Genomic DNA, 21,672 nt, shown 5'->3' with positions numbered 1-21,672 from the left:
TTCTCGGCTGGTCCGGCCCCGCCGGGCGGTTCACGACTTCTTGGAGTAGTGCCGGGCGGCTTTGGCGCGATTGCCGCACGTGGACATCGAATGCCACCGCCGCGTGCCGTTTTTCGAGGTGTCGTAGAAGAACAGAACGCACTGCTCGTGGGCGCACTGACGGATGCGATCCGGCGCCTCGGCGAGTAGTTCGAGCAGGTTCTCCGCGGCGAGCCAGCCGGGCAGCCGAGCCGCCGTCGCGACCTCGGGTTCGGCGACGGGGCCGGAAGCCCGCAGAGCGCGCCGTATCCGCCCGTGGTCGAGGACTGCGTTGAGAGCGGCGTGGGTGCGTGTCTCGCGCATGCCCGAGACGACCACGTCGTAGATGGCCGCGCGTGCTTCCAGGACCGCCGCCAGTGTCGGCTCGTCGGCCGTGGCCTGTTCGGCGAGCCCGGCCGAGGTCAGCCAGATGCCCAAACCTGTCACGTCGGTGAGCAGATCCCGCGGACCGTTGTCCATCCAACGGGTGTTGAGCAGGTCGAGTGCCAGCGGTTCACCGAGGTGCGGGCGCGGATCGGGCATGCCCGAGGGTATCGAGCCGCGGTCTGTCCGCGTCATGGTCACCGCCTTTCTAACCACTAAATCACATTTAGGGGGTTGACACTGTGTGCCCGTCGGCCATACGGTTCTAACCGTTGAAACCGCAAAAGGCGGTTGGATATTTCAGGAGGACGCAATGACAGGCTCGACGACAACGGTGGCCGCGCCCGTGCTCACGACGGGACATGTCGGGATGAACGTCTCCGACATCGATCGCTCCGCCGAGTTCTATCGGCGCGCGCTCGGTTTCGAACAGATCACCAGCGGCGGAGAGGGCCGGACCCGCTTCGTGTTCCTCGGCCTGGACGGCAGGCTGATGCTCGCGCTCTGGGCTCAGTCCGACGGTGAGTTCTCCACGAGTACGCCGGGCCTGCATCACCTGTCGTTCCAGGTGGACGACATGGAGCAGGTGCGCTCGGTCGAGGCGAAGCTGCGGGAACTGGGCGTCGACCTGGTGCACGACGGCGTGGTGGCGCACGGCGAAGGCGTGTCCTCGGGCGGCATCTTCTTCACCGACCCCGACGGCATCCGGCTGGAGGTGTACGCGCCCGCGGGCGCCGAAACCGCTCCCGCGCCCCACGGAGCCGCACCCACCTGCGGCTTCTTCTGAGGGTGGCGATCGTGGGACCCTTTCATCCCGGTGAACTCGCCGTCCAGCGGCGAATGGGGCAGGACGCTGTCGCGGCCAAGGTCGGCCGGACCATCCGCACCGGCATCCCGCCCGTGGCCGCCGAATTCCTGGCCGCGCAGCCGATGGTCGTGGTGTCGGCCGCCGACGGCGACGGCAGGCTGTGGGCGAGCGCGCTGTCGGGGGCGCCGGGCTTCCTCCGGGTGGTCCCGCCGGCCCGGGCCGACGACAGCACCTCGATCGACCTCGCCGCCCGCCCCGCCGTCGGCGATCCGCTCGCCGCGGCGCTGTCCGCGCCCGCCCGCATCGGCATGATCGCGCTGCAACCGGCCAAGCGCAGGCGGATGCGGGTGAACGGCAGGTCCCTGCCGCGCGAGGGGGGTCTCGCGATCACCACCGAACAGGTCTATTCGAATTGCCCGAAGTACATCGCGCGCCGCGAGGTGGTCGCCCATTCGATGGATCACCTCGCCGGTGAGCCCCGTAGGAGCACGGAACTCGACCCGGCCCAGCGGGCTGCCGTGGCGGCGGCGGACACCTTCTTCGTCGCCACCGCGGATACCGACGGTGACGCCGACGCCTCGCACCGCGGCGGAAATCCCGGCTTCCTGAGCGTGCTGTCGCCGACCCGGCTGCGCTGGCCGGACTACCGGGGCAACTCGATGTTCATGACACTCGGCAATCTCCTCGCCCACCCGCGCTGCGGCTTGCTGATCCCGGACTGGACCACCGGCGGCGCGCTGCAGCTGACCGGGACGGCCGAATTCAATTGGGACCCGGCGACCTTCGCGCCGGGCGCACAGTGCTCGATCGATTTCACCGTCGATGAGGTGTTCGAGTGGCCGGACGGCCCGCTGCGCTGGGGCGCTGCCGAACTGTCCCCGGTCAATCCCTGACCTCTGGCCTTCCCGCTCACGTACCCATGACTCCCCACCGAGAGGACTTCCTCATGCGACCACCGCTACCCCCGTTCGACCGCGCGACCGCGGCGGAGAAGGTGCGTGCCGCCGAGCACGCGTGGAACACCCGCGATCCCGAACGGGTCGCCGCCGCGTACACCGAGGATTCGGTGTGGCGCAACCGTGACGAGTACTTCGTCGGCCGGTCGGCCGTCGTCGACTTCCTCACCAGGAAGTGGGAGAAGGAGAACGGATACGCGCTGCGCAAGGAGCTGTGGGCTTTCGACGGCAACCGCATCGCCGTGCGCTTCCAGTACGAATGGCACGACGAGGCGGGCGGCTGGTGGCGCAGCTATGGCAACGAGCAATGGGAGTTCGCGGCGGACGGTCTCATGTCGCGCCGGGAGGCGAGCATCAACGACGTCGCCATCGCCGAGGCCGACCGGCGGATCTTCGGCGCGCGCGGCCCCGACGAGGACGACGCGCCGTTGCCACAGTGGTAGGCCGTGCCGGGGTGGGCCGTGCCGGGGTGGGCCGTGTTGTCTCAGCTCGATGAGGGGTTGATCGCCGGGCCGTCGGCGGGTGATCCGATCGGTCCGGCGAGTCACTTGGAGTCGAACATCTGTTCGGCTAGGCTCGGCGTCAGAACTTGTCGGTGCCGCCCTCTACTGTGGGCGCCAACCAGGACAACAGACCTACCCGTCGAAAAGGGGACAGGACATGGCACCACAGGCCTACGACCGCGACAAGGCCCTCGAGCTCGCACTCGCCCAGGTCGAGAAGAGCTTCGGCAAGGGCGCGGTGATGCGCCTCGGCGAGGAGGCCCGCCAGCCCATCTCGGTGATCCCGACGGGTTCCATCGCGCTGGACGTGGCGCTGGGCATCGGCGGTCTGCCGCGCGGCCGCGTCGTGGAGATCTACGGTCCGGAATCCTCGGGTAAGACCACCGTCGCGCTGCACGCGGTGGCCAACGCGCAGGCCGCGGGCGGAGTGGCGGCGTTCATCGACGCCGAGCACGCGCTGGATCCGGACTACGCCCGCAAGCTGGGCGTGGATACCGACGCGCTGCTGGTCTCCCAGCCCGACACCGGTGAGCAGGCGCTCGAGATCGCCGACATGCTGGTTCGCTCCGGCGCCATCGACATCATCGTCATCGACTCGGTGGCCGCCCTGGTGCCGCGCGCGGAGATCGAGGGCGAGATGGGCGACAGCCACGTCGGCCTGCAAGCCCGCCTGATGAGCCAGGCATTGCGCAAGATGACCAGCGCGCTCAACAACTCCGGCACCACCGCCATCTTCATCAACCAGCTGCGCGAGAAGATCGGCGTCATGTTCGGCTCGCCCGAGACCACCACCGGCGGTAAGGCGCTGAAGTTCTACGCCTCCGTGCGTCTGGACGTGCGCCGCATCGAGACCCTCAAGGACGGTAGCGACGCGGTCGGTAACCGGACCCGCGTCAAGGTCGTCAAGAACAAGGTGTCCCCGCCCTTCAAGCAGGCCGAGTTCGACATTCTCTACGGGCACGGCATCTCCAAGGAGGGCTCGCTCATCGATATGGGTGTCGAGCACGGCTTCATCCGCAAGTCGGGCTCCTGGTACACCTACGAGGGCGACCAGCTCGGCCAGGGCAAGGAGAATGCCCGCAAGTTCCTGCTGGAGAACACCGACGTCCGCGACGAGATCGAGAAGAAGATCAAGGAGAAGCTCGGTATCGGCGCCGACCTGACCGCCGAGGCTACGGCCGAGGTGCCCGCCGATTTCTGAGCCGGTCGCCGGCAGGCGGGTCGTGCCGGATCGTTCTGCCGAACAACGGTCCGATCCGGTCGACGACGTGCGCCGCCGGCTGCACGAACTCCTCGCCGCCGGCCGCAGCCGGACCGACACCGCCGCGGCACAGCGGCGAGCGGGCGATGAACGGGTCCCGTGGGTCGAAGGTGGTTCGACCGACGTGGACAGCCCGGGAACCCGGTCGAGCGAGCCCGATCCGCAGCGGGCGCGCTCGACCGGGTCCACCCGCCAGATCGTCGGCGCAGGCGGCAACCACAGCGGCGGCCACGGTGGTCGAGACCCCGGCGTGGGCCCCAGCGCATCCGAGGAGCGCGACGTCGAACCCGACGGCGACGCGGCCCGTGAGGGAACAGCCGAAGGCGGAGCAGCCCGTGGGGGAGGTCGCTACGGCGGGGGAGAGCGAGACAGGAAGCCGAAGAGCTCCCGGTCGGCGCGCGCGGGTCGCGCGGCCCGCCGGGCGGATCCGGTGGCGGCCGGATCCGAGTGGGATGCGCGGGAGACGGAGGCGGGCGAGAGCCGGTCGACGCCGGGGCGCACCCCGCACGGTGGGACGGTCGAGCAGGCGAAGGACGCGTGCCTTCGCCTGCTCGCTGTTCGCGCCCGCAGCCGTGCCGAACTCGCGCAGCGTCTCGCCGCGAAGGGGTTCACCCCGGAGATCGTCGAGAGCACGCTGCAGCGTCTCGCCGAAGTCGGGCTCGTGGACGACGCCGCCTTCGCCGAGCAGTGGGTGAATTCGCGGCACACCTACTCCGGCAAGGGCAGGCAGGCTCTGGCCCAGGAACTGCGTCGCAAGGGCGTCGCGCCCTCGGACGCGGCCGCCGCGCTCGCCGCGGTCAGCGATGACGACGAACGGGTCCGCGCCGCCGACATGGTCCGTCGCAAACTGCGCACCATGCCGCGAGATCTGGAGCGCGACAAGGCTCTTCGCCGTCTCGTCGGCATGCTCGCCCGGCGCGGCTACAGCCAGTCGACGGCGTACGCCGTGGTGAAAGAGGAAATGAGGGCGCTCGACGCTGCCGATTCGCCGCCGGACCGCATCGACTGAGCGCCACGACGAGCCGCCACCGCGCGGTCGGACGGGGACGTCGACACGGACCGCTCCGATACGGTCGCGGCCGGCCCGGGTGTGCGCGCCGGGACAGGAGTCGCCACGCGTCTGCCGTGTCGTCACCGCGGAAACGGGTAGTCGGCCGATCGGCGACGGCGGTCGGCGGGCAATGATCTCTCCCGGCCGGACCATCGACCATGATGGGCGGTGGCGGTGTCGCGAGGCGAGGGTCGTCTCGCGGGAAGGGAGAGAACACGATGGGCTTCGAGATCAAGAAGGTGACCGTTCTGGGGACCGGTGTGCTCGGCTCGCAGATCGCGTTCCAGACCTCGTTCCGAGGTTTCGAGGTCACCGCCTACGACATCAGCGAGGAGGCGCTGGCGACCGCGCGCGAACGCTTGGCGACGCTGGCCGCCACCTATCGGGAGGAAGTGCCCGGCGCCACCGGCGACAAGACCGAGCAGGCCCGCTCCGCGATCACGCTGACCACGGACTTGGCTGCGGCCGTTGCCGAGGCCGACCTGGTGATCGAAGCGGTCCCGGAGGTGCTCGACATCAAACGCGACACCTACGAACGCCTGGGTGAACTCGCGCCCGAGCGGACCATCTTCGCCACCAACTCCTCGACGCTGCTGCCCAGCGACATCAAGGATTTCACCGGTCGCCCCGATCGATTCCTCGCCCTGCACTTCGCCAACCGGGTGTGGAAGATGAACACCGCCGAGGTCATGGGCACCACCGATACCGACCCGGCGGTGTTCCGGGCGGTGGCCGCTTTCGCCGAGGCCATCGGGATGGTGCCGATCGAAATGCACAAGGAGAAGGCGGGGTACGTGCTCAACTCGCTGCTCGTGCCACTCCTCGATGCGGGGATGGCACTCGCCGCGGGCGGATACGCCGACCCCGAGGCGGTCGACAAGACCTGGCGCATCGGCACCGGCGCGCCGCTGGGCCCGTTCCAGATCCTCGATGTCATCGGGCTTACCACCCCCTACAACATCCTCGTGCACGGCGACGAGGATGCCCAGCGGCTCGCGGCCTGGTTGAAGGCGAATTACATCGACAAGGGCAAGCTCGGCATCGCCACCGGCGAGGGCTTCTACAAGTACCAGCCGTAGCGCCGCCGGACGATGGGCCGACCGGCGGCGCTCGCCGCACTCATCTCTTCTCCAGATCCATTCCGGGGGCGGCGTCGGTGATGATGGAATCGGCGGCCAGCACCGCGCCGCCGCCCTTGGCCCGCTTGCCCGAGCGCAACCGCCGCTCCACCGCGGTCGCTACGTAGGTCAGTGTGCTGTTGAGCGCGATCATGACGAGCGCGACGACGACCAGCGCGGGGATCGTGTTGCTCTCGGACGCGCCGAGTTGCTGGCCGGAGCGCACGATCTCGACATAGGTGATCTGGTAGCCCAGGGCGGTGTCCTTGAGCGCCACCACCATCTGCGAGATCAGAGCGGGCAGCATGGCGGTGATCGCCTGCGGCAGCAGGATCAGCCGCATCAGCTGGTTCTTGCGCATACCGACCGCGAGCGCCGCCTCCGTCTGCCCGCGCGGCAGCGAGCGGATCCCCGCCCGCACGATCTCGGCGATGACCGAGCCGTTGTAGATGGTCAACGCGGTGACGACCGCGGCGAGCGCCAGATCGTCGGACCTGAACACGTTGTATTCGCTGAACAGGGCGAACAGGAAGATCATCAGGATCAGCACCGGGATGGCGCGCGCGAACTCCACGACCGTGCCCGCCACGATCCGCACCGAGCGGTGCTCGGACAGACGCAGGATGCCGAAGATCATGCCGAGGACCATCGCGAACACGATGGACAGCACCGCCGCGATGATGGTGCCCCGCAGACCGGGCAGCAGATAGGTCGTCCAGACCTCCTGCTCGAGGAACGGTGTCCACTTCGCGGCCTCGAACTGGCCCTTGTCCTCGAAGACTCGGAACAGGTAGTAGCCTGCCGCGATGATCGCGGCGGCGACCAGCGCCGAGAAGATGTGGTTGCGGATCCGGGCCCGGGGGCCGGGCGCATCGAACAGAACCGAAGCTCCAGCACTCATCGGCGCGACCTCCTGTCGATGAGCAGGCGTCCTGCGTGACCGCTCATCGGGACACCTCGTATCGTTTCGCGAGCCAGCCGAACAGCAGGCCGGTCGGCAGGGTGATGAGGACGAAGCCGAAGGCGAAGATCGCGCCGATGGCGAGCAGGGCGGCTTCGTTCTCGATCATCTCGGCCATCAGGTGCGCGGCTTCGGCGACGCCGATGGCCGCGGCGATGGTCGAGTTCTTGGTCAGCGCGATCAGCACGCTGCCCAGCGGGGCGATCACCGAACGGAACGCCTGCGGCAACACCACCAAGCGCAAGTTCTGAGCGAAACCGAAGCCGAGCGAGCGGCCCGCCTCGGACTGTCCCAGCGGCACGGTGTTGATGCCCGACCGCAGCGACTCGCACACGAACGCCGCGGTGTAGACGCTCAGGCCGACGATCGCCCACCAGTAGTTGTTGTCGACGATGGAATCACCGGCCAGCGTCCAGCCCAGTGCCGAATACAGGCCGAGTGAGCAGAACACGATGATCAGGGTCAGCGGGGTGTTGCGGAAGACGGTGACGTAGGCGGTGCCCACCCAGCGAGCGACCGGGATCGGGGACACGCGCATCGCGGCGACGATCGTGCCGAGAATCAGCGCGCCGATCGCGGAGAAGAAGGTCAGTTTGATCGTGACCCAGAACGCTTCCAGGATCTGGGTGTCGTATTCCGAGATCAGGTCGAACACGGCCGGCGCGTCCCTCCCATCGGTGTGTTGTGGTCGAGCGAGGATCGATCGGATGAGCGGCGGCCCGAGTCGGCGGGCCGCCCCTCATCTCCGCCTCAGTAGCGGTCGACCTGCGGTGCGGGCGACGGGGTGAATTCGGCGGCGCCGACACTCTCCTTCAGCGCGGTCTCCCACGCGCCCGAGCTGATCATCTCCTCGATCGCGTCGTTGATCCGGTCGCGCGTTTCCTGATCACCCTTGGCCAGGCCGATGCCGTAGTTCTCAGTGGTGAAGGTCTCGCCGACCACCTTGAGCTGCCCGGGGGACTGGGCGGCGAAACCGGCCAGGATGATGTCGTCGGTGGTCACCGCGTCGACCGAGCCGTTGCGCAACGCCTCCACGCACAGCGAGTAGGTGTCGAATTCCTGCAGCTGGACTTCGTTGGCGTACTTGTCCTTGACGTTCTGCGCCGGGGTCGAGCCCTTCACCGAGCACAGCTTCTTGTTGCCGTTCAGCGATTCCGGGCCGGTGATGTCGGTGTTGTCGGCCCGCACCAGCAGCGACTGGCCCGCCACATAGTAGGGACCGGCGAAATCGACCTTCTCCTTGCGCTTGTCGTTGATCGAGTAGGTGGCGACGATGAAGTCGACCTGGCCGTTCTCGATCAGCGTCTCGCGCTGCGCGGACGGAGCCTCCTTGAAGGTGATGCCCTCGGGCTGCACGCCCAGCTTGCCCGCCACGTACTCGGCGACCGCCACGTCGAAGCCGGTGAAGGTGCCGTCCTTGGTGCGCAGTCCCAGACCGGGCTGGTCGTACTTGATGCCGATGGTGAGCTTGCCTTTCTCGGCGTGTTCGAGAGCGTTGCCCTCGTCGCCGCCGCCGCAGCCGGTGGCGGCCAGGGCCAGGGCGAGCGCCCCGATGCCGAAACGAAGTGCACGGGTGATCCTCATCGAGTTCCTAACTCCTTGTGTGAATTTCGCTGCCGTGGTTCGGGACGGGGATGCTCAGTGGCTGAGAATCTTGCCCAGGAAGTCCTTGGCTCGTTCGGATTTCGGTGTCGTGAAGAAGGTTTCGGGGTCGGTGTCCTCGACGATCGAGCCGTCGGCCATGAACAGCACCCGGTCGCCCGCGCGCCGGGCGAATCCCATCTCGTGCGTGACGACCAGCATGGTCATGCCCTCTTTGGCGAGCGAGACCATCACGTCGAGAACCTCGTTGACCATTTCCGGGTCCAGCGCGGAGGTCGGCTCGTCGAACAGCATGACCTTGGGGTTCATCGCCAATGCCCGCGCGATGGCCACCCGCTGCTGCTGACCGCCCGACAACTGGGCGGGGTACTTGTCGGCCTGGTCGGCGATGCCGACGCGCTCGAGCAGTTCCATCGCCCGGCTGCGCGCCTGTTCCTTCCTGACCCGGCGCACCTTCATCGGGGCGAGCATCACATTGTCGAGAATCGTCTTGTGCGCGAACAGATTGAACGACTGGAACACCATGCCGACGTCGGCGCGCAACGCGGCCAGCGCCTTGCCTTCCGACGGCAGCGGAACACCGTCGACGGCGATGGCGCCGGAATCGATGGGCTCGAGCCGATTGATGGTCCGGCACAGCGTCGATTTCCCTGATCCGGAGGGGCCGAGGACGATCACGACCTGTCCGCGCGGGACCTCCAGATCGATGTCACGCAGCACGTGCAGCTTGCCGAAGTGCTTGTCGACAGCGCGCATCGAGATCATCGGCGGCGCAGAGCCCGCGGTGGCGGTGGCCGATTTCGGGTCGTCGCCGGTCGTGCCGGTCGGGGCGGCGGCATCGCTCATGGTCTCTGACCTTAAGGGGAAATCAGCGTTTTGCCCCGCTTTCCGCGACACGCCGTACTGCCACGCCGGGGCGTCACGCCCTCGTAACCGAGCGGGGTGATCCCCGTGCGCCCGCCGGGCCTGCGCGGATGCCGAATGCGACGCCCGCGAACGCCCCCGTACCCTGGACGGGTGGAATCGATCGGACAGGTGATGAACGGAGAACGCAGCTACGAGATCCGCACCTTCGGCTGCCAGATGAACGTGCACGATTCCGAACGCTTGTCCGGTCTGCTCGAGGACGCGGGTTACGTCAAGGCCGCGTCCGGGGCGACGGCGGACCTCGTGGTCTTCAACACCTGCGCGGTGCGTGAGAACGCCGACAACAAGCTCTACGGCACGCTCGGCCATCTCGCGCCGGTGAAGGCGGGCCGGCCGGGGATGCAGATCGCCGTGGGCGGCTGCCTGGCGCAGAAGGACCGCGACACCGTGGTGCGCAAGGCGCCCTGGGTGGACGTGGTGTTCGGCACCCACAATCTGGGCTCGCTGCCGGTGCTGCTCGAACGCGCCCGGCACAACGAGCACGCACAGGTCGAGATCCTGGAATCGCTCGAGGCGTTCCCCTCGACGCTGCCCGCCAAGCGGGAGTCCGCCTACGCGGGCTGGGTATCGATCTCGGTGGGCTGCAACAACACCTGCACCTTCTGCATCGTGCCGTCGCTGCGCGGCAAGGAAGTCGACCGCAGGCCCGGCGACGTGCTCGCCGAGGTGCAGGCGCTCGTCGAGCAGGGCGTGCTCGAGGTGACCCTGCTCGGGCAGAACGTGAACTCCTACGGCGCCTCCTTCGCCGATCCGGACGAGCCGCGCGATCGTGGCGCCTTCGCCAAGCTGCTGCGCGCCTGCGGGACCATCGAGGGCCTGGAGCGGGTGCGCTTCACCTCGCCGCATCCGGCCGAGTTCACCGACGACGTGATCGAGGCGATGGCGCAGACGCCCAATATCTGCCCGCAACTGCACATGCCGTTGCAGTCCGGCTCCGACCGGGTGCTCAAGGCCATGCGTCGCTCCTACCGCAAGGCGCGCTACCTGGGCATCATCGAGAAGGTGCGCGCGGCCATGCCGCACGCGGCCATCACCACCGACATCATCGTCGGCTTCCCCGGCGAGACCGAGGAGGACTTCCAGGAGACCCTGGACGTCGTGCGGCAGGCCCGGTTCACCAGCGCGTTCACCTTCCAGTACTCCAAGCGTCCGGGCACGCCCGCTGCCGAGATGCCCGATCAGCTGCCCAAGCAGGTGGTGCAGGAGCGCTACGACCGGCTCATCGCCCTGCAAGAGGAGATCTCGCTGGCGGCCAACCGTGATCTGATCGGCGCCGAGGTCGAACTGCTGGTCGCCGAGGGCGCGGGCAAGAAGAACGCCGCCACCGCGCGAATGAGCGGCCGGGCCCGCGACGGCAGGCTGGTGCACTTCCGGCCGGGGGGAACCGCCGAGCCGATCCGCCCCGGCGACCTGGTCACCGTCGACGTCACCGAGGCCGCGCCGCACCATCTGATCGCCGACTCCCCGATCAAGAACCATCGGCGCACCCGCGCCGGTGACGCGCACGAACGCGGTATCACCCCGAAGACCGCGCCGATCGGCGTCGGACTCGGCCTGCCCGGTATCGGCGCCCCCGTGCCGGAGCCGGTCGCCGCGGGTTGCTCGACCGGGTGCGGCTCATGAGCGGTCCGAACCGGGAGGACCGCGACCGCAACGACGACCCCGACCCTGATACTACGTCTCGTAGTGGGCCGGGTGCGGCGGATTCGAGCGCGGGTGGCAGAGTAGATCGGGATGCAGATCAGGACGTAGATCAGGACGTAGATCAGGACGTAGATCGGGACCGATCCGATGCCGGCGACGACGACCCAGGAGGCGACGCGGTGAGCTCCGTCGAGCACAGCAGCAACAGCAGCGGTAGCAGGAGTATCGAGGGAGACTTCGATCAGTTCCGTGACGAGCTCGATGCCGTCGAACGGCGCATCGCCGGGGAGATCGATCCCGGGGTCCGCGCGATGGTGGTGGCCGGTGCGGTCTTCGTCCTGCTGTTCTCGCTGGTGCTCTCGCACACGGGCAGCGCGCGCGGCTTCGACGTGCTGCTCGGCACCGATGCCGCGCGCATCGAGCACATCGGCCTGCCCTCGCGGCTGTTCGTCTGGTTCACCGCCGTCTTCGGCATCGGCTTCTCGTTGCTGGCGCTGATGACCAGGCGCTGGGTGCTCGCCTGGCTCGCGGTCGCCGGTTCGGCGCTGGCCTCCTTCTTCGGCGTGCTCTCGATCTGGCATCGCCAGACCCCCGGGCTGGACAACTACGTGGGCGCCGGGCCGGGTGTCGGATTGCTCATCGGCACGATCGCGATCGTCGTGCTGACCTTCCACTGGGTGCGCGTGGTGTGGAGCCGCACCGCGGTACAGCTGGCCGCGGAGGAACAGCGCCGCAATGCCGCTGCCACCGCGGAGGAGCGTGACCGCAAGCGCCTCTCCGGCGACGAGTAGTTCCGAACGAGAAACGGCGCCGCCGGGTGAGAACCCGGCGGCGCCGTTCGTTTCGTGGTGTCAGCGGTTGCTGACCGCGCCTTCGGCGGCTTCGGCCCATTCGCGCCACTGCTTGGCCTGTTCGCGGGCCTTCTCGGCGTCGCGGGCGCGACCGGTCGCCTCGGCCTTGGCGGCCTGCTCCTCGAAGTGCGCGACCTTCTCCCGGAACTGCGCGGCGCGCGCCATCGCCTCGGGGTCGGTGCGCCGCCACTGATCGTCGACGGCCTCGCGGACACGCTTCTCGATCGCGCGCAGCCTGCTCTCGAGATCGTGCATCCGCTCGCGCGGCACCTTGCCGATCGCTTCCCAGCGTTCCTGCAGCTCGCGCAGCCCGGCGCGGGCGGCGTCGAGATCCTGAGCGGGGTCGAGGTGAGCGTAGGCGGCCAGCAGTTCCTCCTTGGCGGCCGCGTTCGCCTCGAACTCGGCGTCGCGTTCGGAGACGGCGGCGTTGCGGGCCGCGAAGAACACGTCCTGGGCGCTCTTGAATCGGCGCCACAGTGCTTCATCGGCCTCCCGCGGCGCCCTGCCCGCGGCCTTCCACTCGTTGAGCAGTTCGCGGAAGACGGCCGCGGTGCCTGCCCAGTCGGTGGAGCCGGACAGTTCCTCGGCCTGGACACACAGTTCTTCCTTGCGCGTCTTGGCCGCCGCCCGCTCCCGATCCAGCTCGGCGAAGTGCGCGCCGCGTCGGCGATTGAACGCCTCGCGGGCCTTCGAGTAGCGCTTCCACAGCGCGTCGTCGACCTTGCGGTCCACGCCGCGGATGGTCTTCCATTCGTCCAGGATCTCGCGCAGCCGGTCACCGGCGTGCTTCCACTGGGTGGATTCGGCGGCGATCTGCTCGGCCTCGGCACACAGCGCTTCCTTGCGCTCGGTGTGCTCGTGGCGGGCGCGTTCCTTCTCCTCCTTGGCGTGCGCGGCGGCTTCCTCGGAGTGTTCGGTGATCGCCCGCAGCCGCTGCGCGAGGCTGTCGATATCGCCGATGACGGCCGCGGTGGGCAGCGACTCGGCGAGCCGGATGGCCTCGGCCTTGGTCTTGCGGGCGTCGGCTCCCGCGGCCAGACGCGCCTCGAGCAGGGCGACCTCGGTCGCGAGATCGTCGAATCGGCGGCCGAAATGGGCCAGACCTTCGGTGGCGTCGCCGGCCTGCCAGGAGCCGACGACCCGCTCACCCTCGGCGGTTTTCACCCAGGCGGTGCCGTCCTCGTCGACCCGGCCCCATCGTGCGGGATCGGTGACCGTGGGCACCACGACCGGATGGGGATGCTGCTGGGCCGGTCCGGGTGCCGGCTTGACCGCGTGCGGCTTGGGATGGGGCTTCGATCCGCCCGGCTTGGGGGCACCGGACGGACGCGGCGCGCTGCCGGGGGTGGCCTTCGCGGTTCCGTTGCTGTCGGTCATTGCTCTCCGTCCTTTGCCGCGCGTCACGGCTGCCTGGTTACGCCCTGGTTCATCCCGTTTCGACCTGCTCTCCAGCCGCCGCACGGTCGCGTCCGGATCACTCGTGGGCGCGAGGGTGGCCCACGGGTCTGTGCGGGGTGACAACCCGTGGTGACCTGGGTTGTCGCACCCCCGACACTATCAATCCCGGCAGGAATTGACCCGACAGACACTCGAACCCGCACCCGGCCGCCCACCCGGCGCCGCGTCGGCGCGTCACACCGGAACCGATACGGTTGGCGACGTGTTCAGCATTGCGGCTCTCGTCCCCTCGCCGCCGGTCCTGGTTCCCGAACTCTGCGGCGCTCGATCCGGGGTGACCGGGAACTCCGGGGTGACCGGGAACGATCCGGTCGCCGAGGTGGCGCGGGTCCGCGCCGCCGCGCTGACGGCCGTCGGCGAACTCGCCGGGGTGGACCGGTGGACCGTCGTCGGCGTCGAGGCCTCGCTGTCGGTGGCCTGCTCCGATCCGGCCGACGGCACCGGCGCGGGTACCCCCACAGCGGAGAAGTCGGGCGCGCGGATCACTCCGACCAGGGAGTACGGCTGCGATCTGGTGGGCACGTTCCGGGGATTCGGAGCCGAGGTGACCGTCGGGATGTCCGCGTCCGCCCTGTCCTCGGGTACCGAACCGGACCCGGAGGTTCCGCTGGCCGTGCTGATCGCCGCATGGTTGCGGGGTGCGGCCGCCCCGGATGTACAGGCCCGTGCCCGCTTGGTCGCCGCGGATGTCTCGGCCGACGAATGCGTCGCGCTCGGTGCGCGGTTGCGCGGCGAACTGGACGCCGATCCGGAGCCGCACGGCGTGCTCGTCGTCGCCGACGGCGCCCGGACCCTGTCCACCGGCGCCCCCGGCTACTTCGAGGAGCGGGCGCCCGAGCTCCAGCGCCGGATCGACGATGCACTCGACGTCGGTGACCGCGCCGGGCTGCGTGTCCTGGATCCGGCGGAGTGCGCGCGACTCGGCGTCGACGGTCGCGCCGCCTATCAGGTGCTGGCAGGGCTGTTCGCCCCCGACGCCGCCGACCCGACCGTGCGGACCTACTATCGGGACGCGCCGTTCGGCGTCGGCTATCACGTGAGCGTGTGGCGTCCGGGGGACGACCGGGAAGGCAGGGCGCGATGACGGTGCCGATCGCAGTGGTCGGACCCACCGCCACCGGCAAATCCGACCTCGGGCTCGCACTGGCCGAGCGGCTCGACGGCGAGATCGTCAATATCGACGCGATGCAGCTCTACCGCGGCATGGACATCGGTACGGCCAAACTGCCGCTCGCCGAACGGCGCGGCATTCCCCATCATCAGCTCGACGTCCTCGACGTCACCGAGACCGCCAGCGTCGCCACCTATCAGCGCAACGCCATCGCCGACGTCGAGGCCGTCATGGCGCGCGGGCGGACCCCGGTGATCGTGGGCGGCTCGATGATGTACGTCCAAGCGCTGCTCGACGACTGGGAGTTCCCCGCCACCGATCCGGCGGTCCGGGCCAAGTGGGAGCGGTTGCTCGAGACCGGGGGAGCGACGGCTGTGCACGAGGCCCTGTGTGCGGCCGATCCCGTTGCGGCGCAGACGATTCTGCCCACCGACGGGCGGCGCATGGTGCGCGCGCTCGAAGTCGTCGAACTCACCGGCAAGCCGTTCGCCGCGTCCGCGCCCGGTATCGGTACACCGCGCTGGGGCACCGTGATCCTGGGTGTCGACCGCGACACCGCCGAACTCGACGAGCGCATCGAACGCCGCACGGCGCTGATGTTCGCCGAGGGCCTCGTCGAGGAGGTGCGCGGACTCGTCGAGCGCGGCCTGCGCAGGGGCGTCACCGCGCGCCGCGCGATCGGTTACGCCCAGGTCCTGGCCTACCTCGACGGTGAATACGATCTGCGCCACGCGCAGGAACGCACGCTCATCGGAACCCGGCGCTACGTGCGGCGGCAGCGTTCCTGGTTCCGGCGCGACCCCAGAGTGCGTTGGCTGGACGGCGCCGATCCCGGCCTGGTCACCACCGCGCTCGACCTGATCGCCGAGGGCCGCGCCGATGCTGCCACCGTGCCGACGTCGCAGGATGCCGACCTTGTCGATCCGCCGACCACCGCGAGCGTCGATCCGGCGGACGACATCGATCCGGCCAGCACAGAACGGACTCCACAGTGACTCGACGTGTCAGCACCCGCAATGCCTCGGTGCAGGTGTGGCAGGCCTACCTGCACAACCGCACCAAGCGCCATCGCGACCGGCGCTTCCTGGTGCAGGGCGTGCGGCCGATCACGCAGGCGCTGGCGGCGGGATGGCCGCTGGAGACCATGCTGTACCGGCTGGGCGGTCCGGAACTGTCGACCTGGGCGCGCGAGGCGCTCGAGGCCAGTGCGGTGCCCCATGTCGGGCTGGTGCCGGAGCTCATCGCCGAGCTCGGCGAAAAGGCCGACGCCACACCGGAACTGATTGCCGTCGCGGTGTCGCGACAGCTCGAGCTCGCCGATTACGAGCCCGGTGAACCCGGCGAGGACGCCCCCGTCGTGGTGGTGTTCGACCGGCCGAATTCGCCGGGCAATCTGGGCACCCTGATCCGCTCGGCGGATTCCTTCGGCGCCGACGCGGTAGTGGTCAGCGGGCACGGTGCCGATCAGTACGACCCGCAGGCGGTCCGGGCCTCCACCGGTTCCCTGTTCGCGGTGCCGGTATTCCGGGTGGCCGGACCGGCTCAGGTGCTCGAGTTCCGGGACCGGCAGATCGCGCGTGGCATTCCGACCCGGATCGTCGGCACCGACGAACGCGGCACATCCGCGGTCTTCGATCACGATTTCCGGGAGGCGACCGTCCTGGTGGTCGGCAACGAGACCAGCGGCATGAGCGCGGCCTGGCAGGATGTGTGTGACGATCTGGTGTCCATCCCGATGGGTGGCACCGCCAGCTCCCTGGGCGCGCCCTCGGCGGGCGCGGTCGCCCTGTACGAAATATCGCGGCAGCGCCGGACGTTCGTTCGATGACCGGCCGCCGGAAGAACGGCCACACTGCACACGACGACCGGGCTGACAATGGAAACGGGACAATGGAAACGGAGAATCCCGAGTGACGGACATCGAGTTCACGAAGGGCCACGGCACCCAGAACGATTTCGTGGTGCTGCCCGACGAGGACGTCCGCCTCGAACTCACCGTCGAGCGGATCAGTGCCTTGTGTGACCGGCAGCGGGGTCTGGGCGCCGATGGTGTGCTCCGGGTCGCTCGCGCGGGCGCGCTGCGGGCCGCCGGCGTGCTCACCGAACTGCCCGAGGGCATCGCCGAGCAGGACTGGTTCATGGATTACCGCAACGCCGACGGCTCGATCGCCGAGATGTGCGGCAACGGCGTGCGGGTGTTCGCGCACTATCTGGCCGCGACCGGCCGGGAGACCAGGACCGAGCACGTGGTCGGCAGCCGCGCGGGCGCGCGCCCGGTCACCGTGCATGCGGCGGGGCCGGTGCACGGTGAGGTCACCGTGGCGATGGGTGAGGTACGCGACCTCGGTCCGTCCACCGCGACCATCGGCGGCTGGGGGCTGTCCGGGCTCGGCATCGATGTGGGCAATCCGCACCTGGCCTGCGTCGACCCGGCGCTGACCGCCGAAGCGCTGGCCAAACTCGATCTGACAGTCTCACCCGGTTACGACCCCGATCTGTTCTCACACGGCGTGAACGTCGAGATCCTGACCCCGATCGACGCGCAGCGCGGGGTGGACATGCGCGTCTACGAGCGCGGTGTCGGCGAGACCCGCTCCTGCGGCACCGGAACCGTCGCGGCGGCGGCCGCCGCGCTGAGCGCCGAGGGGTTCGATCTGGCGACCGGGTCCGGTGAGGTGACCGTCCGGGTGCCCGGCGGACAGGTGCGCGTCGGCCTGTCGGCGGGCCGCGCCTGGCTGCGCGGACCGTCGGTGTTGGTCGCGACCGGTCGGCTCGGCGCGGACTGGTGGCAGGACCTCGGCTGAGTCGCCTGGGTCCGGCGAAGACCGTTCGCGTGAAATAGAAATGCGGACGGGGCCTGAATCGTGGCAGCATGGATGGTGTATGAGGAAATCAGAGACGTTCGACATCACTTCGACCTCCAGCGGAAACGACACCGCCGACCAGGCCGGATTCCCCCCTGACAACAGCGACGCCGACAACGACTTCGACGGCGCCGATCACCGCGACACCGACGACACGGACGCCGACTTCGACAGCGGCGATGATGAATATGGCGGCGATGAATACGGCGGCGGCGAGTACCCGGACGAAGGCGACGTGATCGCCGAACGCGCGGCCCGGATGAAGCGCAACGGCTGGACCGCCGCGGAGCCCACCACCGGCGAGATGCGGCTCGAGGAGCGCACTTCGCTGCGCCGGGTCGCGGGTCTGTCCACCGAACTCACCGACGTCACCGAAGTCGAGTACCGGCAGCTGCGCCTCGAGCGCGTCGTGCTGGTCGGGGTGTGGACTTCGGGCACGTCCGCCCAGGCCGAGGCCAGCATGGCCGAGCTGGCCGCGCTTGCCGAGACCGCGGGTTCTCAGGTGCTCGAGGCGCTGATCCAGCGCCGTGACAAGCCGGATCCGGCGACCTATATCGGTTCGGGAAAGGCCGACGAACTGCGCACGGTGGTGCTCGACACCGGTGCCGACACGGTGATCTGCGACGGCGAGCTGACCCCCGCGCAGCTGACCGCGCTGGAGAAGGTCGTCAAGGTCAAGGTCATCGACCGGACCGCGTTGATCCTGGACATCTTCGCCCAGCACGCCACCTCCAGCGAGGGCAAGGCGCAGGTGTCGCTGGCCCAGATGGAGTACATGCTGCCCAGGCTGCGCGGCTGGGGCGAGTCGATGTCGCGGCAGGCGGGCGGTCGCGCGGGCAGCAACGGCGGTGTGGGTCTGCGTGGTCCCGGTGAGACCAAGATCGAGACCGATCGCCGTCGCATCCGCGAGCGCATGGCCAAACTGCGCCGTGAGATCCGCGAGATGAAGACCGCACGAGACACCAAGCGCGCCAGGCGCGCGGGCTCCGGTGTTCCGCAGGTCGCCATCGTCGGCTACACCAACGCGGGCAAGTCGAGCCTGATGAACGCGCTGACCGGCTCCGGTGTGCTGGTGCAGGACGCGCTGTTCGCGACCTTGGACCCGACCACCCGGCGGGCCCAGCTCGACGACGGCCGCGAAGTCGTCTTCACCGATACCGTCGGTTTCGTCCGGCACCTGCCGACCCAGCTGGTCGAGGCGTTCCGCTCGACGCTGGAGGAGGTCACCGGCGCGGATCTGCTGGTGCATGTGGTGGACGGTTCCGACGCCGATCCGGCAGGCCAGATCAAGGCGGTGCGCGAGGTCATCGCCGAGGTGATCAAGGAGTCCGGGGCAGACACCGCGACGGCGCCGCCGGAACTGCTGGTGGTGAACAAGATCGATGCGATGTCGCCGATGCAGCGCACGGAATTGCGCGGGATGTTGCCGCACGCGGAGTTCGTCTCCGCGCGCACCGGTGCGGGTATCGACCGGTTGCGGGCACGGCTGGCCGAGATTCTCGGCGATCTCGATGTCGAGGTCGGGGTCCTGCTGCCCTACACCCGGGGCGACCTGCTCGCCCGGGTGCACGCCGACGGCCGGATCCTGCAGTCCGAGCACGAGGAGGGCGGCACCCGGCTGCGGGCCAGGGTGCCGCACGCGCTGGCCGCCGCGCTGGCGGAATACGCGCACGCGGGCGCTGCTCCCGGCGACTGCGGTGAGGACCGGCGGAATTAGAACCGACCGTCACGTATGTCGCCGGGCTCGGCGGCATACGTGACGAGGTGAAATTCCCCACGATGGGCGGATTTTTCTATAACTGGTTCCAGTGCTTTCGGTACGGTGGAACTCGGAGCCGCGATGTCGCGGCGCAGGGGACATACCACTTTTCCGTACCACCGCGTTTTCCGTACGACGACGTGCCGGGAATCCGACATTCGATGGGAAACCACCTATGCGTGAATCAGCGCCCGCCCGGGCGGTATTGACCGACGGCGCACCGTTGGACGTGCGCCTGAACGACAACGATCTGCGGGTGCTCGACACCCTGCTCGCACCGTTGCGGGCCTGGACCAGCCCGCGCTTCTACGGCCTGGAGAACATTCCCGCCGAGGGGCCGGTGTTGCTGGTCGCCAATCACAATCTGCTCGGCCTCATCGACGCGCCGCTGCTGATGCCCGAGGTGCTGCGCACCCGCGGCAGGCTGATCCGCGGACTCGCCGAAGATCTGCTCATCGGGGTGCCGGGGGTGCGGCATTTCCTGCATTACTACGGTTCGGTGCGCGGTAATCGGCACAACTGCCAGACGCTGCTCGAACGCGGCGAGGCCGTTCTGGTGTTTCCCGGGGGCGGCCGTGAGGCCGTTCGCCGCAAGAACGAGAAGTACGTGCTCAAGTGGGAGGGCCGTACCGGATTCGCGCGGATGGCGCTGGCGGCGGGAGCGCCGATCGTGCCCGTGGCGATGATCGGTGTCGACGACGCGTACGACATCGTGGTCGACGGCCGTCATTCGCTCATGCGGCCGGTGCGCTGGGCCGTCGAAGCGCTCGGTCTGAAGCGCAACCTCACGCCGCCGCTGGTGCACGGTCTCGGGCCGATTCCGCGCCCGGAGCGGTTCTACTTCTCCGCGGGGACGCCGATCGATCCGGCGCCGTGGGTCGGCGCCGAGGATCTCGACGCCGCGGCCGCCGACTTGCGCGATGTGGTGCGCAAGGCGCTCGAGGAGGAGATCCGCTACCTGTTCGCCGAGCGTGCGCGCGATTCCGGTCGCACGCTCGGTGGCCGGGTCCGCGGTCTGCTGGGCAGCTGAGCCCGGGACGGCGAATCCCAGCCGGACAGGCCGCACGGTCACCGTCCCGTTTTCGGTGTACAACGATCCCCGAACAGCGCCGGCTTTCCAGCTGATCTTCGGCATCCGATACGTAGCGTGAGGAAATGGCGTGGACGCGGATCGGATCGACGCTGACCGGGGCCGCCGCCGCAGTCGTGGTGGCCCTCGTGTCGGCCACGGTGGCGGCGGCCGACCCCGGCATGGACGCCTCGCCGACCGCTGATCCCGATGTCGCCACGCCCGCGATGGTCGATCCGGTCATCCGCTCCGGTGCGCCGTCGGCGACCCCGGTCTCGCCCGACGGCTCACGGCTGGTCGACTTCCGTGTCGTCGGTGAGCGGAGTCTGCGGCTGGGCGTCTACTCCGCCGCCATGGATCAGGTGATCGAACTCGACGTGCAGCGGCCCGCCGACCCCAGTGTGCCCCGGCCGACCCTCTACCTGCTCGCGGGCGCGGGCGGTGGCGAGGATTCGGCTACCTGGGCGGCGCGGACCTCGACGCTGGACTTCCTGGCCGCGCACCCGGTCAATGTCGTCCAGCCCATCGGCGGGGCGTGGAGCTACTACACCGACTGGCGTGCCCGCGATCCGGTTCTCGGGGTCAACAAGTGGACGACGTTCCTCACCGAGGAGTTGCCGCCGGTGATCGACGGTGCGCTGGGCACCGACGGGCTCAACGCGCTGGCGGGTCTGTCGATGTCGGGGACCTCGGTCCTGCAACTGCCCATCGCCGCTCCCGGTCGCTATCGCGCCGTGGCCGCCTACAGCGGGTGCGCCCAGATCAGCGACCCGCTCGGCCATCAGCTCGTGCAGACGGTGGTGGCGGCCGGGCAGGGCGATGTGGTGAACATGTACGGCCCGCCGGACGATCCGATGTGGGCGGCGAACGATCCGTATGTCAACGCCGAGGGGCTGCGCGGAGTGGAACTGTTCCTGTCCACCGGTAGCGGCCTGCCCGGCCGCTGGGATCAGCTGAACGGGCCGCGCGCCCAGCCCGGTGTCGGCGGGCTGGTCAACCAGGTCGTCCTCGGCGGACTGCTCGAGGCCGCCACCGACTTCTGTACGCGCAATATGCGCGACCGGCTGACCGGGCTGGGTATCGAGGCCACCTACGTCTTCGAGCCGTACGGCACACATTCCTGGGGATATTGGGAGGACGCACTGAAGCAGTCCTGGCCGGTCTTGGCGCGCGGCCTCGGACTACCGGAGTGATAGTGGATGACTATTACCGTTCGTGCCGTGTCGACTGGTGAGTAGGTTTGCGACCGGTCTCGCTCTGTGTCACAGGGTGGCGCTACTGTTCCAGGTGAAACCCAAGATCTCCGATGCGAAGTGAACCGTGGTTT

The 21,672-nt window shown here is 69.0% G+C and carries 21 protein-coding genes; 15 read left to right on the top strand and 6 right to left on the bottom strand.

Annotated elements, in window-relative coordinates; translation table 11 throughout:
* Positions 1-30: 30 nt before the first annotated feature.
* Positions 31-561: a CGNR zinc finger domain-containing protein gene (locus NS3_RS04185; protein WP_067853813.1), complete on the bottom strand. Its 531-nt coding sequence runs from the start codon at positions 559-561 to the stop codon at positions 31-33.
* Positions 562-715: 154 nt separating this feature from the next.
* Between NS3_RS04185 and NS3_RS04180 the strand changes: the two genes are divergently transcribed.
* The 6 genes from NS3_RS04180 to NS3_RS04155 all read left to right on the top strand — a co-directional run bounded on the left by NS3_RS04180 (position 716) and on the right by NS3_RS04155 (position 6,060).
* Positions 716-1,189, top strand: a complete 474-nt coding sequence (locus NS3_RS04180) for a VOC family protein (protein WP_067853810.1) — start codon at positions 716-718, stop codon at positions 1,187-1,189.
* 53 nt (positions 1,190-1,242) lie between these two features.
* Positions 1,243-2,103 (top strand): pyridoxamine 5'-phosphate oxidase family protein, encoded by an 861-nt coding sequence (locus NS3_RS04175; RefSeq protein WP_067853806.1) that lies wholly within the window; start codon positions 1,243-1,245, stop codon positions 2,101-2,103.
* Between the two features lie 53 nt (positions 2,104-2,156).
* On the top strand, positions 2,157-2,609 hold the full coding sequence (locus tag NS3_RS04170) for a nuclear transport factor 2 family protein (protein ID WP_067853803.1): 453 nt from the start codon (positions 2,157-2,159) through the stop codon (positions 2,607-2,609).
* Positions 2,610-2,826: 217 nt separating this feature from the next.
* Positions 2,827-3,870, top strand: a complete 1,044-nt coding sequence (gene recA, locus NS3_RS04165) for a recombinase RecA (protein WP_067853800.1) — start codon at positions 2,827-2,829, stop codon at positions 3,868-3,870.
* Between the two features lie 490 nt (positions 3,871-4,360).
* On the top strand, positions 4,361-4,939 hold the full coding sequence (recX, locus tag NS3_RS04160; protein ID WP_084495064.1) for a recombination regulator RecX: 579 nt from the start codon (positions 4,361-4,363) through the stop codon (positions 4,937-4,939).
* A gap of 260 nt (positions 4,940-5,199) precedes the next feature.
* Entirely contained in the window at positions 5,200-6,060 is an 861-nt protein-coding gene (locus NS3_RS04155; RefSeq protein WP_067853797.1) for a 3-hydroxyacyl-CoA dehydrogenase, read from the top strand.
* A gap of 40 nt (positions 6,061-6,100) precedes the next feature.
* Here the strand turns inward: NS3_RS04155 and NS3_RS04150 are convergent, their stop codons facing one another.
* The 4 genes from NS3_RS04150 to NS3_RS04135 all read right to left on the bottom strand — a co-directional run bounded on the left by NS3_RS04150 (position 6,101) and on the right by NS3_RS04135 (position 9,427).
* Positions 6,101-7,000: an amino acid ABC transporter permease gene (locus NS3_RS04150; protein WP_067853794.1), complete on the bottom strand. Its 900-nt coding sequence runs from the start codon at positions 6,998-7,000 to the stop codon at positions 6,101-6,103.
* 43 nt (positions 7,001-7,043) lie between these two features.
* Positions 7,044-7,715 carry an amino acid ABC transporter permease gene (locus NS3_RS04145; RefSeq protein ID WP_067853790.1) on the bottom strand — a complete coding sequence of 224 codons (672 nt, stop codon included), beginning with the start codon at positions 7,713-7,715 and terminating at the stop codon, positions 7,044-7,046.
* Between the two features lie 95 nt (positions 7,716-7,810).
* Positions 7,811-8,644 (bottom strand): glutamate ABC transporter substrate-binding protein, encoded by an 834-nt coding sequence (locus NS3_RS04140; protein ID WP_067853787.1) that lies wholly within the window; start codon positions 8,642-8,644, stop codon positions 7,811-7,813.
* 54 nt (positions 8,645-8,698) lie between these two features.
* The gene (locus NS3_RS04135; RefSeq protein ID WP_067854514.1) at positions 8,699-9,427 is read right to left on the bottom strand and encodes an amino acid ABC transporter ATP-binding protein; all 729 of its coding nucleotides are present in this window, start codon (positions 9,425-9,427) and stop codon (positions 8,699-8,701) included.
* A 273-nt stretch (positions 9,428-9,700) separates the two neighbouring features.
* On the opposite strand from NS3_RS04135, the gene miaB reads away from it, so the two are divergent.
* Both miaB and NS3_RS04125 read left to right on the top strand, forming a co-directional pair.
* On the top strand, positions 9,701-11,212 hold the full coding sequence (gene miaB, locus NS3_RS04130; protein ID WP_373865280.1) for a tRNA (N6-isopentenyl adenosine(37)-C2)-methylthiotransferase MiaB: 1,512 nt from the start codon (positions 9,701-9,703) through the stop codon (positions 11,210-11,212).
* Positions 11,213-11,412: 200 nt separating this feature from the next.
* Positions 11,413-12,024, top strand: a complete 612-nt coding sequence (locus NS3_RS04125) for an Rv2732c family membrane protein (RefSeq protein WP_067853781.1) — start codon at positions 11,413-11,415, stop codon at positions 12,022-12,024.
* Positions 12,025-12,084: 60 nt separating this feature from the next.
* Here the strand turns inward: NS3_RS04125 and NS3_RS04120 are convergent, their stop codons facing one another.
* Positions 12,085-13,461 carry a DUF349 domain-containing protein gene (locus tag NS3_RS04120; RefSeq protein WP_067853778.1) on the bottom strand — a complete coding sequence of 459 codons (1,377 nt, stop codon included), beginning with the start codon at positions 13,459-13,461 and terminating at the stop codon, positions 12,085-12,087.
* A 283-nt stretch (positions 13,462-13,744) separates the two neighbouring features.
* Here NS3_RS04120 and NS3_RS04115 point away from each other — a divergent pair, with 283 nt between their 5' ends.
* The 7 genes from NS3_RS04115 (at position 13,745) to NS3_RS04085 (ending at position 21,538) form a co-directional block, all read left to right on the top strand.
* The gene (locus tag NS3_RS04115; protein WP_067853774.1) at positions 13,745-14,626 is read left to right on the top strand and encodes a class III extradiol ring-cleavage dioxygenase family protein; all 882 of its coding nucleotides are present in this window, start codon (positions 13,745-13,747) and stop codon (positions 14,624-14,626) included.
* A complete protein-coding gene (gene miaA, locus NS3_RS04110; RefSeq protein ID WP_084495025.1) occupies positions 14,623-15,648 on the top strand; it encodes a tRNA (adenosine(37)-N6)-dimethylallyltransferase MiaA in 1,026 nt (341 codons plus the stop codon). Before NS3_RS04115 ends, miaA begins: the two co-directional genes overlap by 4 nt.
* A complete protein-coding gene (locus tag NS3_RS04105; protein ID WP_067853771.1) occupies positions 15,645-16,481 on the top strand; it encodes a TrmH family RNA methyltransferase in 837 nt (278 codons plus the stop codon). Before miaA ends, NS3_RS04105 begins: the two co-directional genes overlap by 4 nt.
* A 91-nt stretch (positions 16,482-16,572) precedes the next feature.
* Entirely contained in the window at positions 16,573-17,457 is an 885-nt protein-coding gene (gene dapF / locus NS3_RS04100; protein ID WP_067854511.1) for a diaminopimelate epimerase, read from the top strand.
* Positions 17,458-17,776: 319 nt separating this feature from the next.
* Positions 17,777-19,234, top strand: coding sequence for a GTPase HflX (hflX, locus tag NS3_RS04095; protein ID WP_067854508.1), 1,458 nt, complete (start codon positions 17,777-17,779; stop codon positions 19,232-19,234).
* 217 nt (positions 19,235-19,451) lie between these two features.
* Positions 19,452-20,306 carry a lysophospholipid acyltransferase family protein gene (locus NS3_RS04090; protein WP_067853768.1) on the top strand — a complete coding sequence of 285 codons (855 nt, stop codon included), beginning with the start codon at positions 19,452-19,454 and terminating at the stop codon, positions 20,304-20,306.
* 221 nt (positions 20,307-20,527) lie between these two features.
* A complete protein-coding gene (locus tag NS3_RS04085) occupies positions 20,528-21,538 on the top strand; it encodes an alpha/beta hydrolase (RefSeq protein WP_067854504.1) in 1,011 nt (336 codons plus the stop codon).
* Positions 21,539-21,672: the final 134 nt, after the last annotated feature.

The organism is Nocardia shimofusensis NBRC 100134 (assembly GCF_001613125.1).
Taxonomy (GTDB): Bacteria; Actinomycetota; Actinomycetes; order Mycobacteriales; family Mycobacteriaceae; genus Nocardia; species Nocardia shimofusensis.
The sequence above is the reverse complement of the archived record's forward strand: the minus strand, read 5'-3'. Positions and strand labels throughout refer to the sequence as shown.

Excerpts from the sequence above, each read along its gene's own strand:
- NS3_RS04185 (WP_067853813.1), bottom strand. The coding sequence starts at position 561 with ATGCCCGATCCGCGCCCGCACCTCGGTGAACCGCTGGCACTCGACCTG.
- NS3_RS04180 (WP_067853810.1), top strand. The coding sequence starts at position 716 with ATGACAGGCTCGACGACAACGGTGGCCGCGCCCGTGCTCACGACGGGA.
- NS3_RS04175 (WP_067853806.1), top strand. The coding sequence starts at position 1,243 with ATGGGGCAGGACGCTGTCGCGGCCAAGGTCGGCCGGACCATCCGCACC.
- NS3_RS04170 (WP_067853803.1), top strand. The coding sequence starts at position 2,157 with ATGCGACCACCGCTACCCCCGTTCGACCGCGCGACCGCGGCGGAGAAG.
- recA (WP_067853800.1), top strand. The coding sequence starts at position 2,827 with ATGGCACCACAGGCCTACGACCGCGACAAGGCCCTCGAGCTCGCACTC.
- NS3_RS04155 (WP_067853797.1), top strand. The coding sequence starts at position 5,200 with ATGGGCTTCGAGATCAAGAAGGTGACCGTTCTGGGGACCGGTGTGCTC.
- NS3_RS04150 (WP_067853794.1), bottom strand. The coding sequence starts at position 7,000 with ATGAGTGCTGGAGCTTCGGTTCTGTTCGATGCGCCCGGCCCCCGGGCC.
- NS3_RS04140 (WP_067853787.1), bottom strand. The coding sequence starts at position 8,644 with ATGAGGATCACCCGTGCACTTCGTTTCGGCATCGGGGCGCTCGCCCTG.
- NS3_RS04135 (WP_067854514.1), bottom strand. The coding sequence starts at position 9,427 with ATGATCTCGATGCGCGCTGTCGACAAGCACTTCGGCAAGCTGCACGTG.
- miaB (WP_373865280.1), top strand. The coding sequence starts at position 9,701 with ATGAACGGAGAACGCAGCTACGAGATCCGCACCTTCGGCTGCCAGATG.
- NS3_RS04120 (WP_067853778.1), bottom strand. The coding sequence starts at position 13,461 with ATGACCGACAGCAACGGAACCGCGAAGGCCACCCCCGGCAGCGCGCCG.
- miaA (WP_084495025.1), top strand. The coding sequence starts at position 14,623 with ATGACGGTGCCGATCGCAGTGGTCGGACCCACCGCCACCGGCAAATCC.
- hflX (WP_067854508.1), top strand. The coding sequence starts at position 17,777 with ATGAAGCGCAACGGCTGGACCGCCGCGGAGCCCACCACCGGCGAGATG.
- NS3_RS04090 (WP_067853768.1), top strand. The coding sequence starts at position 19,452 with ATGCGTGAATCAGCGCCCGCCCGGGCGGTATTGACCGACGGCGCACCG.
- NS3_RS04085 (WP_067854504.1), top strand. The coding sequence starts at position 20,528 with ATGGACGCCTCGCCGACCGCTGATCCCGATGTCGCCACGCCCGCGATG.